Source organism: Melaminivora jejuensis (assembly GCF_017811175.1).
GTDB lineage: Bacteria > Pseudomonadota > Gammaproteobacteria > Burkholderiales > Burkholderiaceae_C > Melaminivora > Melaminivora jejuensis.
In genome coordinates this window covers 1,200,460-1,214,423 of the sequence record NZ_JACWIJ010000002.1, presented here as the reverse complement: position 1 = coordinate 1,214,423, position 13,964 = coordinate 1,200,460, and the positions used below count along the sequence as shown (strand labels likewise).

At 67.6% G+C, this 13,964-nt stretch carries 14 protein-coding genes and 1 tRNA gene; 2 read left to right on the top strand and 13 right to left on the bottom strand.

Features of this window, described 5'->3' with window-relative positions; all coding sequences use genetic code 11:
- Window positions 1-61: 61 nt before the first annotated feature.
- Window positions 62-571, top strand: a complete 510-nt coding sequence (locus IDM45_RS05875; RefSeq protein ID WP_209422020.1) for an RrF2 family transcriptional regulator — start codon at window positions 62-64, stop codon at window positions 569-571.
- A gap of 70 nt (window positions 572-641) precedes the next feature.
- On the opposite strand, the gene IDM45_RS05870 is transcribed toward IDM45_RS05875, so the two are convergent.
- Window positions 642-1,559, bottom strand: a complete 918-nt coding sequence (locus IDM45_RS05870) for an HTH-type transcriptional regulator ArgP (RefSeq protein WP_209422019.1) — start codon at window positions 1,557-1,559, stop codon at window positions 642-644.
- Window positions 1,560-1,693: 134 nt separating this feature from the next.
- Between IDM45_RS05870 and IDM45_RS05865 the strand changes: the two genes are divergently transcribed.
- Window positions 1,694-2,326, top strand: a complete 633-nt coding sequence (locus IDM45_RS05865; RefSeq protein WP_209422018.1) for a LysE/ArgO family amino acid transporter — start codon at window positions 1,694-1,696, stop codon at window positions 2,324-2,326.
- An 85-nt stretch (window positions 2,327-2,411) separates the two neighbouring features.
- On the opposite strand, the gene serB is transcribed toward IDM45_RS05865, so the two are convergent.
- The 12 genes from serB to IDM45_RS05805 form a co-directional block, all read right to left on the bottom strand.
- Window positions 2,412-3,140, bottom strand: coding sequence for a phosphoserine phosphatase SerB (gene serB, locus IDM45_RS05860; protein ID WP_209422017.1), 729 nt, complete (start codon window positions 3,138-3,140; stop codon window positions 2,412-2,414).
- 105 nt (window positions 3,141-3,245) lie between these two features.
- A complete protein-coding gene (locus tag IDM45_RS17925; protein ID WP_232654277.1) occupies window positions 3,246-3,641 on the bottom strand; it encodes a baeRF3 domain-containing protein in 396 nt (131 codons plus the stop codon).
- Window positions 3,602-4,015, bottom strand: a complete 414-nt coding sequence (locus IDM45_RS17920) for a baeRF3 domain-containing protein (RefSeq protein ID WP_209422016.1) — start codon at window positions 4,013-4,015, stop codon at window positions 3,602-3,604. The genes IDM45_RS17925 and IDM45_RS17920 overlap by 40 nt, the downstream gene beginning before the upstream one ends.
- Window positions 4,016-4,499: 484 nt before the next feature.
- Window positions 4,500-4,575 (bottom strand) — tRNA-Thr (locus tag IDM45_RS05845).
- Between the two features lie 48 nt (window positions 4,576-4,623).
- Complete coding sequence (locus IDM45_RS05840; RefSeq protein ID WP_209422015.1) at window positions 4,624-5,640, bottom strand: class 1 fructose-bisphosphatase; 1,017 nt, start codon at window positions 5,638-5,640, stop codon at window positions 4,624-4,626.
- A complete protein-coding gene (gene pepN / locus IDM45_RS05835; RefSeq protein ID WP_209422014.1) occupies window positions 5,637-8,396 on the bottom strand; it encodes an aminopeptidase N in 2,760 nt (919 codons plus the stop codon). The genes IDM45_RS05840 and pepN overlap by 4 nt, the downstream gene beginning before the upstream one ends.
- A gap of 54 nt (window positions 8,397-8,450) precedes the next feature.
- Window positions 8,451-9,555 (bottom strand): peptide chain release factor 2 gene (prfB, locus tag IDM45_RS05830; protein ID WP_209422013.1). Its coding sequence is split into 2 segments (ribosomal slippage): window positions 8,451-9,473 and window positions 9,475-9,555, totalling 1,104 coding nucleotides; the frame shifts between segments, so codons are not numbered across the junction.
- A 171-nt stretch (window positions 9,556-9,726) separates the two neighbouring features.
- Window positions 9,727-10,320: a phage tail protein gene (locus tag IDM45_RS05825; RefSeq protein ID WP_209422012.1), complete on the bottom strand. Its 594-nt coding sequence runs from the start codon at window positions 10,318-10,320 to the stop codon at window positions 9,727-9,729.
- An 87-nt stretch (window positions 10,321-10,407) separates the two neighbouring features.
- On the bottom strand, window positions 10,408-11,013 hold the full coding sequence (locus tag IDM45_RS05820; RefSeq protein ID WP_209422011.1) for a phage tail protein: 606 nt from the start codon (window positions 11,011-11,013) through the stop codon (window positions 10,408-10,410).
- Window positions 11,014-11,054: 41 nt separating this feature from the next.
- Window positions 11,055-11,324, bottom strand: coding sequence for a hypothetical protein (locus IDM45_RS05815; RefSeq protein WP_209422010.1), 270 nt, complete (start codon window positions 11,322-11,324; stop codon window positions 11,055-11,057).
- A gap of 5 nt (window positions 11,325-11,329) precedes the next feature.
- The gene (locus IDM45_RS05810; protein ID WP_209422009.1) at window positions 11,330-12,013 is read right to left on the bottom strand and encodes a collagen-like domain-containing protein; all 684 of its coding nucleotides are present in this window, start codon (window positions 12,011-12,013) and stop codon (window positions 11,330-11,332) included.
- Between the two features lie 76 nt (window positions 12,014-12,089).
- Window positions 12,090-13,886, bottom strand: a complete 1,797-nt coding sequence (locus IDM45_RS05805; protein WP_209422008.1) for a hypothetical protein — start codon at window positions 13,884-13,886, stop codon at window positions 12,090-12,092.
- Window positions 13,887-13,964: the final 78 nt, after the last annotated feature.

Below are 13,964 nucleotides of genomic sequence, written 5' to 3'. Positions count from 1 at the left end.
GACGTGAATATTTTAATTCCATAAAATTCTTCTCCTATGAACCTTTTTTCCGGTACGGCTTATGCGACTGACCCAATGGACTGATTACACGCTGCGCGTGCTGATGTATTGCGCTGCCTGCCAGGATCGGGCGCAACCGGTGACCATCAGCGAGATTGCCCAGGCACACGGCATCTCGCGCAGCCACCTGACCAAGATCGTGCAGCAGCTGGCTGCACGCGGCCTGCTGGACACCATGCGCGGGCGCGGCGGCGGGATGCGGCTGATGATCCCGGCCAGCGAGATCAACATCGGCGCCATGGTGCGCTCCACCGAGACCGACTTCGACATGGTGGAGTGCTTCGACCCCGAATCCAACACCTGCCGCATGAGCGAGCACTGCCATCTGCGCGGCCTGCTGATACGCGCCACCCAGGCCTATCTGGCCGTGCTCGATGCCGTCACCCTGGCCGACCTGGTGCCCTCGGCGCACGGCGCCGGAGTGCGGCGGAGCAGCCAGGAAGGCCAGCCGCTGCAATTCCTGCCCGGCCTGCCTGCACTTGTCCCCGGCAGCGTCGGCGCCCAGGGATAGGTTTTTCGGGCCATGAATAAGCATGAAAACTCGCCTAAACCCTTACCAGGCAAGCGCTGATAGCTATATTTCATGTAGCACAAGGTAGCGTATCCAGGCAGGCTCGCGCTGCCGCCATGACGCACTGCGTGAGCCGCGAGAGCGACTGCTGGGCGCTGCGCGGGTGCGCCCAGTACAGCGGCACATCCAGCGGCGCATCAGGCAGCAGCGCCACCAGCGTGCCGGCGGCCAGTTGGCCGGCGATCAGCGCCGTCGGGTGCATACCCCAGCCCATGCCGACCTCGCAGGCGCGCACATAGCCGAAGTTGGACGGCAGGGCGTGCCGGGGCGCCTGGGTGCGCGTGGCCAGGCCCTGGGCCTGCAGCCAGCGCTCCTGCAGCCGATCCTTGCGGTCATAGATCATCATCGGCGCGCGCGCCAGGGCAGCCGGCGTTACGCCGTCGGCAAAGTGCCGCGCGATGAAGCCGGGGCTGCCCGCCGCCACGTAGCGCATGGTGCCCAGTGGCCAGGTGTTGCAGCCGGCGATGGCCGTGCCGGTGGCGGTCACGGCGGCGATGACCTCGCCCTCGCGCAGCCGCTCGCCGGTGTGCTCCTGATCGTCGATACGCAAGTCCAGCAGTTCGTTGCCGCCGGCAGTGAAGGCGGCCATGGCGTCCATGAACCAGGTGGACAGCGAATCGGCATTGACCGCCAGCTTGAGCGTAGGCGCCGGCGCGCTGGCGCTGCCGGCCAGCAGGTCGGGGTTGGTGCGGCGCAGCTCGTGCTCCAGCAGCTGCACCTGCTCCAGATGCAGGCACAGGCGCCGGCCCGCCTCGGTGCCGGTGCAGGGTGAGCCGCGCAGCACCAGCACCTGCCCGGTGCGCTCCTCCAGCAGCTTGACGCGCTGCGACACCGCCGAGGGCGTGACATGCAGCCGCCGCGCCGCGCGCTCGAAGCTGCCCTCGCGCAGCACGGCGGCCAGCGCCTGCAGTCCAGCGTAGTCCAGCATGGGGCTTCTCTCCTCAGATCGAGCGCTGTGCGTGAACAGCCGCACGACGCACGACGCTCAAAATTAAGCTTTGCTAATCATTGTTCAGGATTTTGAAGTGTACGTAAGTCTGCGCCGGGCCTAGCATCCGGCCCATGTTGACCACTGCTGCAGCTTCCTCCACCTGGCTCACCGGCTTCACGGTGTGCCTGTCGCTGATCGCCTCCATCGGCGCGCAAAACCTCTATGTCCTGCGCCAGGCGGTGCAAGGCGAGCATGTGCGCGCCTGCGTAGCCTGGTGCGTGCTCAGCGATGCGCTGCTGGTGGCTCTGGGGGTGTTGGGCATGGCGCAGCTGCTGGGCAACGCGCCCACGCTGGCGCAGTGGCTGCAGTGGGGCGGGGCGCTGTTCTTGCTGGCCTATGGCCTGTTTGCCTGGCACCGGGCGCTGTTTGCGCCGGGTGCGGGGCTGGATGCCTCGGGCCAGCGCGTGGCGCGCGGCCTACTGGGGGTCGTCAGCGGCCTGGCCGTCATCACTTTGCTCAACCCGCACGTCTATCTGGACACCGTGCTGCTGATTGGCTCCATCGGCGCGCGCCAGGATGGCTGGCTCAAGGGCTTTTTTGTGCTGGGCGCCGCCAGCGCCAGCCTGACCTGGTTTGCCGCGCTGGCCTTTGCCGGGCGCCGGCTGCAGGGCGTGTTTGCCAACCCGCTGGCGTGGCGCGTGCTGGACGGCCTGACCGGCGCCATGATGCTGGTGCTGGCCTGGTGGGTCTGGCAGGGCGCCTGACGCGGCAGACTTTCAAAAAAGATAGCTGCCAGCGCTTGCCCAGCAAGGGCTGTAGGGCGATTTCACCATTGACTGGGGGAGTGGCTTATTGCAGCACTTCCAGCAGCCTGTCCAGCCCGCCGCTGTTGATGGCCACGCGGGCCTGGGCGCGCACCGCCGGCTTGGCGTGGTAGGCCACCGACAGGCCGGCTGCGCCCATCATGGGCAGATCGTTGGCGCCATCGCCCACAGCAATCGCCTGGCGCGGGTCTATGCCCAGCAACGAGGCCAGCTCCAGTAGCGTGCGGCGCTTTTCCGCGCCGTCGCAGATGTCGCCCCAGGGCTGATCGACCATGCGCCCGGTCAGCACGCCGTCCTCGGCCTCCAGCACGTTGGCGCGGGCGAACTGGATACCCAGCTGCGCCTTGACGCGGTCGGCAAAGAAGGTGAAGCCGCCCGAGACCAGCAGCGTTGCCAGGCCGGCGGCACGGGCCGCATCAATCAACTCACGGGCGCCGGGGTTGAGGCGCAGGCGCTCGGCAAAGACCTGCTCCAGGTGCTGCACGCTTACGCCGCGCAGCAGGGCCACGCGCTGGCGCAGGCTGTCCTTGAAGTCGGTGATGACGCCCTGCATGGCCGCCTCGGTGATGGCGGCTACTTCGGCTTTCTTGCCGGCGGCATCGGCGATCTCGTCCACGCACTCGATGTTGATGAGGGTCGAGTCCATGTCGAAGGCGATCAGCCGGTAGTCGCCCAGGCGCAGCGGCGGGGTGATGCCCTGCACGACAAGGCCGGGGGCGAATTCAACGGGGGCAGCGAGGGAAGAGGTAGTCATGGGCCGGGATTATCCGGGGCCTGACGCCGTGCGTTGGGCGTTTGCGTTGTGTCCAGGTAGTGGCTGCGCACGCCCAACGCACAATACCCAACGCACGACCTGCCCTCAATAGCGATAGATCGCTGCCAGCCCGCTCCTGGTCGGCATCCGCTCTGCCGGCACCACGACCACCTCGCCGCAGCCCTTCATGACCAGCTCGGCCACGTCGTCCAGCAGATCGTCGACCTCCGGGTTGGCCAGCTCGTCGAACTCGATACGCCCCGTGGCGCCATCCATGCGGCCCGGGATGTGCCGCTCGGCCTCGACCAGCAGCGTCGCCACCCGGCCTTCGCGTGCGGCGCGCGCCACGCCGGCCAGGTCGCCCTCGGCCTGGCCACGCGCCTCGGACGCGCCGAAAGTGTCCACCAGACCCGCCAGCCGCTCCAGGTACAAAGGCTCGACCAGCTGCCAAGCGCGCTGGCTCAATTCCTCGATGGGCATGGTCTCGGCGCTCGTGCCCAAGCCGGTGGGCAGCAGCTGCGGGTTGTGGCTGACCTTGCGGAAAAGATGGCCTCGTTTTCCGGCAGCGCCGCCAGGATGATGGGCACACCGGCGCCGGGGTGCGAGTGGTGTTCGATCAAGCCCCGATCAAGCGCGCGCAGGAACTTTTCCGCATCGCTGTCCAGAATGTTCGAGTTGTCGGTGCGCAGCGCATCGGCGCTGACGCGGGGTACAGCCGGGTGCAGCTGCACCGGCACCAGGCCGTAGCGGTTGCCCTCATACAGCGCCACGCTGTCGCGGCTCAGGCTCAGCACCTGGTAGTCGCCAGCGGATTGCAGCGTACGCAGCAGCGGCTTGAGGTGAAAACTGTCCGCCACGATGGCCAGATCGGGCATGGGGCGGTTGACGTGATAGATGCGGAAAAACTCCGGCGCATTTTGCGATGGCTGCCCGTGGGTGTCGGAAACTCTTCCGTGGCCCCCCGCGCGATGGGCGGCCTGGCCTGCTGCTAACAAACTCTGCATTTCCGTAGGGCTTGGCAGGCGGGGTGTGAATTGAATTTACCCCCTCGCCGGGTCTTATCCAATCCTGGATGCCCCCGGCCCGCTGGGGCTGCAAGGATGGGCCCGCGTGGCGTTGCCGCACCCTTTGCGCCTTGCCCGCAAAAGCCCGCCGGCATGGCCCGAAGAAATGGGGCATCTTCGATGCTGGCCGCCATCGCGCTGCTGGCGCGCCCTATGTTCAGCATAGACCGCCGCCCCGGCACGCCCGTCCGCCGCTGGACAGCAATCCAGCCCCAGGCCGTGGCGAAATTGCCTACAGATGGCCGGAAAGCAAAAAGGCCAGTCCCGAAGAACTGGCCTAAGTGCTTGATTTCATTGGTGCCGGAGAGAGGAATCGAACCCCCGACCTTCTCATTACGAATGAGCTGCTCTACCGACTGAGCTACTCCGGCGAAACCGCGATTATATAGCGCTTTTTCGTGCCTTCTGGCGTCCTGTCCTCAGGCTGCGCCGCTCTCGCTGTGGTAGCTGGTCACGCGCTCGACCTCGTTCTTCGAGCCCAGGATGACGCTCACGCGCTGGTGCAACTGCGTGGGCTGCACGTCCAGGATGCGTTCGCGGCCATTGGTGGCGCTGCCGCCGGCCTGCTCGACCAGCCAGCCCATGGGGTTGGCCTCGTACATCAGGCGCAGCTTGCCTGGCTTGTTCGGCTCGCGCTTGTCCCAGGGATACATGAAGATGCCGCCGCGCATCAGGATGCGGTGTACGTCGGCCACCATGCTGGCAATCCAGCGCATGTTGAAGTTCTTGGCCCTAGGGCCGGTCTCGCCGGCCAGGCACTCGTCGATGTAGCGGCGCACCGGCGCGTCCCAGTGGCGCATGTTGCTCATGTTGATGGCGAATTCCTTCGTGTCCTCCGGGATGCGGATGTTCTCGCGCGTCAGCACGAAGGAGCCCTGCTCGCGATCCAGCGTGAACATGGCGACGCCATTGCCCACCGTGAGCACCAGCGTGGTCTGCGGGCCGTAGATGCAATAGCCGGCGGCCACCTGCTGGCGGCCCGGTTGCAGGAAGTCGCTCTCGTGTACGCCCGGGTGGTCTTCGGGTTTTTTCAGCACGCTGAAGATGGTGCCGATGCTGACGTTCACATCGATGTTGGACGAGCCGTCCAGCGGATCGAACAGCAGCAAATATTCACCCTGCGGATAGCGGTTGGGCACTAGGTAGATGCCCTCCATCTCCTCGCTGGCCATGGCCGCCAGGTGCCCGCCCCATTCGTTGGCTTCGATCAACGTCTCGTTGGCGATGATGTCCAATTTCTTTTGCACCTCGCCCTGCACGTTCTCGGTGCTGGCCGTGCCCATGACGTCGCCCAGGTCGCCCTTGTTGACGGCCAGGGCGATGCGCTTGCAGGCGCGCGCCACCACTTCCAGCAGCAGGCGCAGCTGCGGCGGGATGCGGCCATGGTCGCGCTGCTGCTCGACCAGGTAGCGGGTGAAACTGACGCGTTCGGTCATTGCGATGCTCCCTCGGTGTTGTGGTTGGATGGGTCTTCGGCCAGCGCGCGGGTAACGACCTCGCGCACGTCGCTGGACAGCTTGTCCTTGGCCGCCACGCGCTTGAGCGCCATGCGCGCTGCGCTGCGGTACGGCTCGGCGAGCCTGCGCCAGCGATCCAGCGCACGCGCCAGACGCGCCGCCACCTGGGCGTTGATGGCGTCGAGCGCCAGCACCTGCTCGGCCCAGAAGGCGTAGCCAGCGCCGTCCGCGCGGTGCAGGGCAGCCGGGTTGCCGCTGCAGTAGCTGAAGATCACGCTGCGCGCCCGGTTGGGGTTCTTGAGCGAGAAGTCCGGGTGCTGCATGAGCTGGCGCGCAATCGGCAGGATGTGGCCCTGGCGATCCGGCGCCATGACCTGCATGGCAAACCATTTGTCGATGACCAGCGCATCCCCCTTGAACAGGGCGTGAAAGCGCTCCAGCGCCGGCTGTGCCAGCTCGCTGCCGCTGGTGATCAGGGCGGCCAGGGCGTTGGCGCGGTCGGTCATGTTGCCGGCCACCTTGAAGCGCTGGTAGGCCTTGCCCGGCCAGACGGCATCGCCCTGCGCCTGCGCAGCCAGGCACAGCATGGACAGGGCCGTGCCAGCCAGGGCGCGCCGGCCTGCGCTGGCGGCGTCGGGCCGGTAGGCGCCGCTGTCTTGGTGCGCCTCGAAGGCCCACTGCCAGTCGGCCTGCAAGGTGGTGGCCAGCTCCAGGCGCAGCGCCTCGCGCACGGTGTGGATGCGCTGCGGATCGACCTCGCCCAGCTGCTCGGCGATGTAGGTTTCGGAGGGCAGCGTCAGCACCAGATCCTTGAAGGCGGCATCGAGCTGCGGGTGGCGCAGCACGCCGCGCAGCGCCTGTACCAGCGCCGGGGGCAGCATGTTGGCTGTGTTTTTGGTGTCAAAACCGGCCTCAGCCCTTAGCTGGTCAGCGCTGATAGCTATGCTTTCGATAGCGATGCGCAGCAGCAGGCGCTGGCCGGCTTCCCAGCGGTTGAAGGGGTCGCTGTCGTGCGCCAGCAGCAGCAGCAGGTCTTCGTCGCTGTAGTCGCACTCCAGGATGACCGGGGCGCTGAAGCCGCGCAGTAGCGAGGGCACGGGCGGCTGGGCCACGCCGGTGAAGGTCAGCGTCTGGCTGGCCTCGTGCAGCACGATGGTGCGCTCGTTGCCGCTGGCTGCGTCCTCGCCGGCCAGCTGCAGGGGCAGGGCGCTGCCGTCTGGCCCCAGCAGGCCCAGCGCCACCGGGATGACGAAGGGCTGCTTGTCCGGCTGGCCGGGCGTGGGCGCGCAGCTTTGCGACAAGGTGAGGGTGTAGGTCTGGGCGCCCGCGTCGTAATGCCCTTCGGCCTTGACGCGCGGAGTGCCGGCCTGGCTGTACCAGCGCTTGAACTGCTCCAGGCGCTGGGCCAGTTCGCTGCCGGGGTTGGCATCGGCCATAGCGGCCGCGAAGTCGTCGCAGGTCACGGCCTGGCCGTCGTGGCGCTCGAAGTACAGCTTCATGCCACGTGCGAAGCCTTCGCGCCCGACCAGGTTGTGCTGCATCCGCACCACCTCGGCACCTTTTTCGTAGATGGTGACGGTGTAGAAGTTGTTGATCTCGATGTAGCTGTCGGGCCGCACCGGGTGCGCCATGGGGCCGGCGTCCTCGGGGAACTGTACGGTGCGCAGCACGCGCACGTCCTCGATGCGCTTGACCGCCCGCGCCGACGGGCTGCCGGCCATGTCCATCGAGAACTCCTGGTCGCGAAACACCGTCAGCCCTTCCTTCAAGCTGAGCTGGAACCAGTCGCGGCAGGTGACGCGGTTGCCCGTCCAGTTGTGGAAGTACTCGTGGCCGACCACTGATTCGACGTTGGCAAAGTCCACGTCCGTGGCTGTCGCCTGGCTGGCCAGCACGTACTTGGTGTTGAAGACGTTCAGGCCCTTGTTTTCCATCGCGCCCATGTTGAAGTCGCTGGTGGCGACGATCATGAAGCGCTCCAGATCCAGCGGCAGATTGAAGCGCGCCTCGTCCCAGGCGATGCTGGCCATGAGCGAATGCATGGCGTGCTCGGTCTTGCCCAGGTCGCCGGCGCGCACCCAGACCTGCAGCAAGTGCTCGGTGCCGGCGCGGCTCCTGATTTTTTGCTCGCGCGCAACCAGCTTGCCGGCCACCAGGGCGAACAGGTAGCTGGGCTTTCGGTGCGGATCGTGCCAGCGGGCGAAGTGGCGGCCATCGTCCAGCTCGCCAGATTCCACCAGGTTGCCGTTGGACAGCAGCACCGGGTATTGGGCCTTGTCCGCGCGCAGCAGCACGCTGTAGCTGGCCATGACGTCCGGGCGATCCAGAAAGTAGGTGATGCGCCGAAAGCCCTGCGCCTCGCACTGCGTGAAGAAAGTCCCCTCGCTTACGTACAGGCCCGACAGCTGGGTGTTCTTGGCCGGCTGGCAGGTGGTGAAGATCTCCAACTCGAAGGGCTCGTGGCCGTCCGGCAGGTTCTCCAGCACCAGCTGGCCGCCGTCCATCTTGAAGGACGTGCCGGCGCCGTTGACCTGCACGCGTGCCAGGTTCAGCTCCTCGCCGTCCAGGCGCAGCGGCTGTGCCGGCACGCCGGGGTTGCGGCGCAGGCGCATCTTGTTGAGCACCCGCGTCTTGGCTGGATCGAGGTCGAAGCACAGCTCCACCGTGTCGATCCAGTAGGCCGGTGGCGTGTAGTCCAGGCGATGCACGGCAGTGGCCGCTTGGCCTTCTCTCATCATCATGGCAATTGCTTTCATCCAGGCCGTGCGGCGCACCGCACGGATGGGGGTTTACAGGCCCTGCTTGAGCGAGGCTTCGATGAACTGATCCAGGTCGCCGTCCAGCACCTTCTGCGTGGCGCTGACTTCGACGTTGGTGCGCAAGTCCTTGATGCGGCTGTTGTCCAGCACATAGCTGCGGATCTGGTGGCCCCAGCCGACGTCGGTCTTGGTGTCCTCCAGCTTTTGCTGCTCTTCCATGCGCTTGTGCATCTCCAGCTCGTAGAGCTTGGAGCGCAGGCGCTGCCAGGCCACGTCGCGGTTGCTGTGCTGGCTGCGCCCGTCCTGGCACTGCACGACGATGCCGGTGGGGATGTGCGTCAGGCGCACGGCCGAGTCGGTCTTGTTGATGTGCTGGCCGCCGGCACCGCTGGCGCGGAAGGTGTCGGTGCGCACGTCCGCCGGGTTGATGTCGATCTCGATGGAGTCGTCGATCTCCGGGTAGACGAACAGCGAGGCAAACGAGGTGTGGCGCCCGCCCGAGCTGTCGAATGGCGACTTGCGCACCAGGCGATGCACGCCGGTTTCGGTGCGCAGCAGGCCATAGGCGTATTCGCCCTCGATGTGGATGGTCGCGCCCTTGATGCCGGCCACGTCGCCGGGGGTTTCGTCATCGACGGTGGCCTTGAAGCCCTTCCTCTCGGCGTACTTGAGGTATTGGCGCAGCAGCATCCCGGCCCAGTCGCAGGCCTCGGTGCCGCCGGCGCCGGCCTGGATGTCGATGTAGCAGTTCAGCGGGTCGGCCTCGCGGCCAAACATGCGGCGGAACTCCAGGTCTTCGATCAGCGGCTGCAGCTTGGCAGTCTCGGCCTCGATGGTGGCCAGACCCGCCTCGTCGCCTTCCTCGCGGCTCATCTCGAACAATTCGCTGTTGTCGGCCAGTTCGCTGGTCAGCTTTTGCAGCGTCAGCACCACGGCGTCGAGCGACTTCTTTTCGCGGCCCAGTTCCTGGGCCTTCTTGGGGTCGTTCCAGACCGCCGGGTCTTCCAGGGCGGCGTTGACGGTTCTCAGGCGTTCGTACTTGGCATCGTAGTCAAAGATACCTCCGTAACTCTTGCGTGCGCTCGGTCAGGTCTTCAAGCGTGGTTTCGATCTGGTTGATGCGTTCTGCTTCCATGGTGAATCTGTCCTGTATTTGTGGCGGGAAAAATGACAGGCGATTTTGGCACGGGGGGCAAGGCCGGGTTGACTGCAGCCTTTGTGGCGCCCGGCTGGGGCATGGGACGGGCATCAGTCAAGCATCAGGCATGTGCCGGACGTGAGCCCGGCAGTGCTGCGATGCCCCAGATCATTGCCGCTGTGGGAATGGGCCCTGCAGGGCCACGCACCAGGTCATGGCCAGGTAGGGGCTGCGCAGATACACCGGGCTGCCACCGGTCTGCTGGGTGCCGGGGCCTGCGGTGTCGGGCGGGCCGGCATGGTACAGCGCGGCTTCGCGCGCCTGCGCCAGCGTCTGGCTCGATGCGGCAGTGGCGTGCGTGGCCGGGGCAGTGGTGGCAGACAGACTGTGGCTGTGCGCTGGCAGATGGCTGCTGTTGAGGGTGGTGAATTCGCTGCCACCGAAAGCCCCTGGCGACAGGCCCGCGCCAGCCCCGATGGGCGTGCGCCTGGCCAGATCGGGCAAGGCAAAGGTCTGGGCGCCATTGCCGCCGTAGCGGGCAGACAGGATGGAAAACAGTGCCGTGTTTTGTGCAACGGGCAGGAGTTGCCCGCGCGCCTGGTCCCAGTCTTTGGGGCACCAGTTGAAGGCAAACAGCCGTACTTCGCCAATGAACGGCTCGTCGGCGTGTGCCGGCAGCGCTGCAGCGCCAGCCACAGCCAGGGCCCATGCAGCGGCGCGCATCCAGGCGCGCGGGGCCGGGGCGCGGGAGCGTGCCGACATTGCCATGCTATTGAAATGAGAGCTGATTGCGCTTTCTGGATAAGCGTTTGCGCTGGTTTTCATGGTGATTCAATTGATTCAATTGATTCAATTGCGCGAGGGGAATGCCCCGTCGACCGCGATGCACCACTGCATGGTCAGGTACGGATCGCGGATGGAAAACGGCGCGGGCGCCGGCGAGCCGGCCACGCCTGTGGGCGCCAGCGCCACGGTGGCGCCGGAGTTGCTGGCATAGACGCCGGCGTTCTGTGCCTTGCCCAGCACCTGTCCGGGTGCCGGCGTGGCATGGGTGGCCGGCTGGGTGCTGGCGGCCAGGGCATGGCTGTGCATGGGCAGGTTCTGTGCGTTCAGCGTGGCGGTCTCGCTGCCGCCGCGCTGGCCGACTGCCATGCTGTTCAGCCCTGGGCCCTGTCCCGCACCGATGGGTGCGCGGCCACGCAGGTCGGGCAGGGCAAAGTTGATCGTGCCATCGCCGCCGTAGGTGCTGCCGATCAGGGCGAAAAGCGTCTCGTAGGCGCTGACGGACAGCAACCGGCCATCGGCAGGCAGCCAGTAGCGCGGACAGAAATCACCGCTGAACAGCATCAACTCGCCGAGGAAGGGTTCGCTGCTGGCCTGCGCGGGCAGGGCGCCGGCCACGGCAGCGGCCAGCAACAGGGGGCGCAGGGCGGGCAAGAGCGCAGTGGAGGGCATGGCAAAGGCTTTCACGGAATGACAAAAAGGCAAACAGAAATTCAGCGCACCAGCATGAAGCAGATGCGGGTGATGGTCTCGCCGCCGGCATCGAGCCAGCCGCGCGTGAGCGTCAGGCCGGTGCTGACCGTGCCGCTGGTGCTCAGGGCCAGGGCGCGTCCGGTGCTGGTACGGCCATCGAGCAGCACGGTGTAGTTGCCCGCGCCCGGGGCCGGGTTGAAGCTCAGGGTGTAGGCGCCGGAGCTGGCGCTGACGCTGTAGCCGCTGCCGCTTTGCACAACGCCGCCGCTGTCGAAGCAGCCGTGGCGCACTTCGCTCAGGCCTGCCGCTCCTGTGCCTGCCGGGCCTTGTGGCCCCTGTGGCCCTGCGGCCCAGTGGGGCCGGGAAGCCCTACGCCTGTCGCCCCAGTGGCACCTGTCGCACCAGTGGCTCCTGTCGCTCCGGTGGCGCCAGTGGCTCCGTTTGCCCCATTGACTCCTGCGGGGCCCATGGCTCCCGCCGGGCCTTCCGGGCCGGCTGCTCCTGTCGCCCCAGTGGCGCCAGTTGTCCCAGTCGGGCCGATGGGGCCTGTCGCTCCGGTTGCCCCGGTTGCCCCGGTTGCTCCCGTCGGGCCTGCTGCGCCCGTTGCACCTGTCGGGCCTGCGTCTCCCTTGGCTCCGGCTGTGCCATCGGCTCCTGCCGGCCCCTGTGGGCCTGTGGCGCCGGTCGGGCCGGTCGGGCCGCTCGTCAGCTGCGCCGGATCGCAGCGCCCCAGCGCCCCGGTGGTCGGCTCCAGGCACAGCGGCTCGGACAGGCTGGCCGGCGCTGCGCCCACGGCGGGCAGCTCGACGATGCCCGAGGGCGGCACCCGCAGCGCCGGGCTGGCGCTGGGGGTCTGGATGATGACGGCGCTGCCCGGCGCAGGGGTGAGCGTCATGTCGGCTGCGCCGGCAGCGGTGCTCAGGGCGCAGGTGGCGGCGGCTGCCAGGGCGGTGCGCGATCGGATGCGGAAAGTCTTCATGGCCTTGGGTCGAAGGTGCTGGGGTTGCGGATCAGGTGCGGCAAGGGCAGTGGGGGCAGGGTGCGGCGATGACTCGTCAACGCACCTGCATCCCCTGCACCAGGCCGGCGCCCACGGGCAGAAACAGTTGGCTGCCATCGAGCCAGACGGGTGTGCTGTCCTGACCGGGTGGCAGCGGCGTCAGGGCGCTTTGCGGCAGCAGCTCGAAGCGCTGGCCGGACAGGCCCAGCACCGCAGGCTGACCCACGGGTGCATCGAGTGCCGCCTGCGCGTCGAACTGCCGGGCCGTGCGCAGCAGCGCCGTGTAGTCGGCCAGCGCAGGCTGCAGCAGACTGGCCCATTGACCGTCCGCCGAGTGCAGCACGCTGCCGGGCTGCCCCGTGACCTCGGCAAAGCCAGTCGTCCCGGCAGGCAGCAAGGCCCAGTGGGGACGAAAGACCACCCCGGCGCCAGGCACCTGCCAGCGCCAGGTGCCGTCGGCGCTGATGTATATGTGGCCTTGGGGCTGGAGCCGGGCCAGGCTGTGCGCCAGGGCCGCCGGGTTAGGCACGGCAGGCGCCAGGTACAGGGCCAGGCCGTTGACCACGACGCGCAGCGTGCCGTTGGGTTCGAAGGTGGCGGCATCGGGCTGCCCTTCGGCGATCTGCACCCGGCCCAGTGGCCAGGCGGCCAGGGGGATGTGCTCTTGCGCAATGCTCAGTTGCACGACGCCTTGCTCGCCCTGCGCGCTGGCCGGCAGGCCGTAGCCGGTCAGCAACGCCGCCAGTTGCTGATCCAGCGGCAGGCTGTGCCCGGCCAGACGCTGGCGCTCGGGCAGACCGGACAGGCGCGGCACCCCGGCACTGACCTGCCAGGGGCCGGTGGCAGGAGCGAGGCTGTCACCCAATTGCCCGCCCTGGCCCTGCGCGCTGCCCAGGTGGCGCTCCAGCAACTGACCGCTGGCGGGGTCGAAGAGGGCGCTCTCGCCGGCGTACAGCCGAGCCAGCGGTGTGGACGGCGGGAGGGACGCTGTCTGATCCAGCAGTTGCACGCTGCCCTGGATCTGGCTGACGCTGACCAGGTGGCCGGCGACATAGCTGGCCTGCAGGCGGTTGCTGGCCTGCTCGCCCACGAGCAGCAGATCGGTGGCCAGCAGCAGCGGCTGGCGCGTGCCGCTGAAGTCCACACTGCCCTCCCGGGCTGCCAGCAGCAGCGTGCCGTCGGCTGCCCGTACCACGATGAGCTGCACGCCGGGCTGGCTGGTGTGGACGGTCAGGATGTGCCCACTCAGCTCGAAGCGGGTGCTGCCGCTGCCGTCGATCAGCACTTGCGTGCCGGCCTGGCCGGTGTCACTGATGCGCACCAGAGTGCCTGCCTGGATGGTGTGTTGACTGCCACTGCTGGGCAACACGGGCGGCTGCGGCACCACCGGGCCAGGGTCTTCCGGCTGGGGAGACGGGGGCGGTGGAGGCGGTGGAGGTGGAGGTGGAGGTGGAGGTGGGGGCGGTGGGGGCGGTGGGGGTGGGGGTGGCGGTGTCAAGGGGACGGGGCCGGGAGTGCCGTCCAGCGCACAGCCAGCGCTGGCCACACGCGTGACGCCGCCGCTGCCACTGGCCGTAACCTGTCCCTGGTTGCTCCACTGCTGGGCCAGTTGCACCTGGCCGGTGCCGATGTCCAGCAAGGCGGTGCTGCCCACGTTGACATTGCGCGCAGCGATGACGGACGCGCCGCCGTCCATGCTGACCTGGCCGTCGATCTGCCAATCGGCGCAACCCAGGCTGGCCGTGCCGCTGGCCAGCTGTACGCTGGCGCCGGCAGGAACTGCCCAGCCTGCCTGGGCCAGGCTGCTGGTCAACGCCAGCAAGGGCACGAGGGTGAGGTGTCTGGACGGCATGGCGTGATGTCCGGCAAATTGCGAGGGCTGCAGTGTAGGCAGCATTCGATGCCGGGCGCGATCACACAAATGGACTAG

Excerpts from the sequence above, each read along its gene's own strand:
- IDM45_RS05805 (WP_209422008.1), bottom strand. The coding sequence starts at position 13,886 with ATGCCGTCCAGACACCTCACCCTCGTGCCCTTGCTGGCGTTGACCAGC.
- IDM45_RS05810 (WP_209422009.1), bottom strand. The coding sequence starts at position 12,013 with ATGAAGACTTTCCGCATCCGATCGCGCACCGCCCTGGCAGCCGCCGCC.
- IDM45_RS05820 (WP_209422011.1), bottom strand. The coding sequence starts at position 11,013 with ATGCCCTCCACTGCGCTCTTGCCCGCCCTGCGCCCCCTGTTGCTGGCC.
- IDM45_RS05840 (WP_209422015.1), bottom strand. The coding sequence starts at position 5,640 with ATGACCGAACGCGTCAGTTTCACCCGCTACCTGGTCGAGCAGCAGCGC.
- serB (WP_209422017.1), bottom strand. The coding sequence starts at position 3,140 with ATGACTACCTCTTCCCTCGCTGCCCCCGTTGAATTCGCCCCCGGCCTT.
- IDM45_RS05870 (WP_209422019.1), bottom strand. The coding sequence starts at position 1,559 with ATGCTGGACTACGCTGGACTGCAGGCGCTGGCCGCCGTGCTGCGCGAG.
- pepN (WP_209422014.1), bottom strand. The coding sequence starts at position 8,396 with ATGAGAGAAGGCCAAGCGGCCACTGCCGTGCATCGCCTGGACTACACG.
- IDM45_RS05825 (WP_209422012.1), bottom strand. The coding sequence starts at position 10,320 with ATGTCGGCACGCTCCCGCGCCCCGGCCCCGCGCGCCTGGATGCGCGCC.
- IDM45_RS17920 (WP_209422016.1), bottom strand. The coding sequence starts at position 4,015 with ATGCCCGATCTGGCCATCGTGGCGGACAGTTTTCACCTCAAGCCGCTG.
- IDM45_RS05875 (WP_209422020.1), top strand. The coding sequence starts at position 62 with ATGCGACTGACCCAATGGACTGATTACACGCTGCGCGTGCTGATGTAT.
- IDM45_RS05865 (WP_209422018.1), top strand. The coding sequence starts at position 1,694 with ATGTTGACCACTGCTGCAGCTTCCTCCACCTGGCTCACCGGCTTCACG.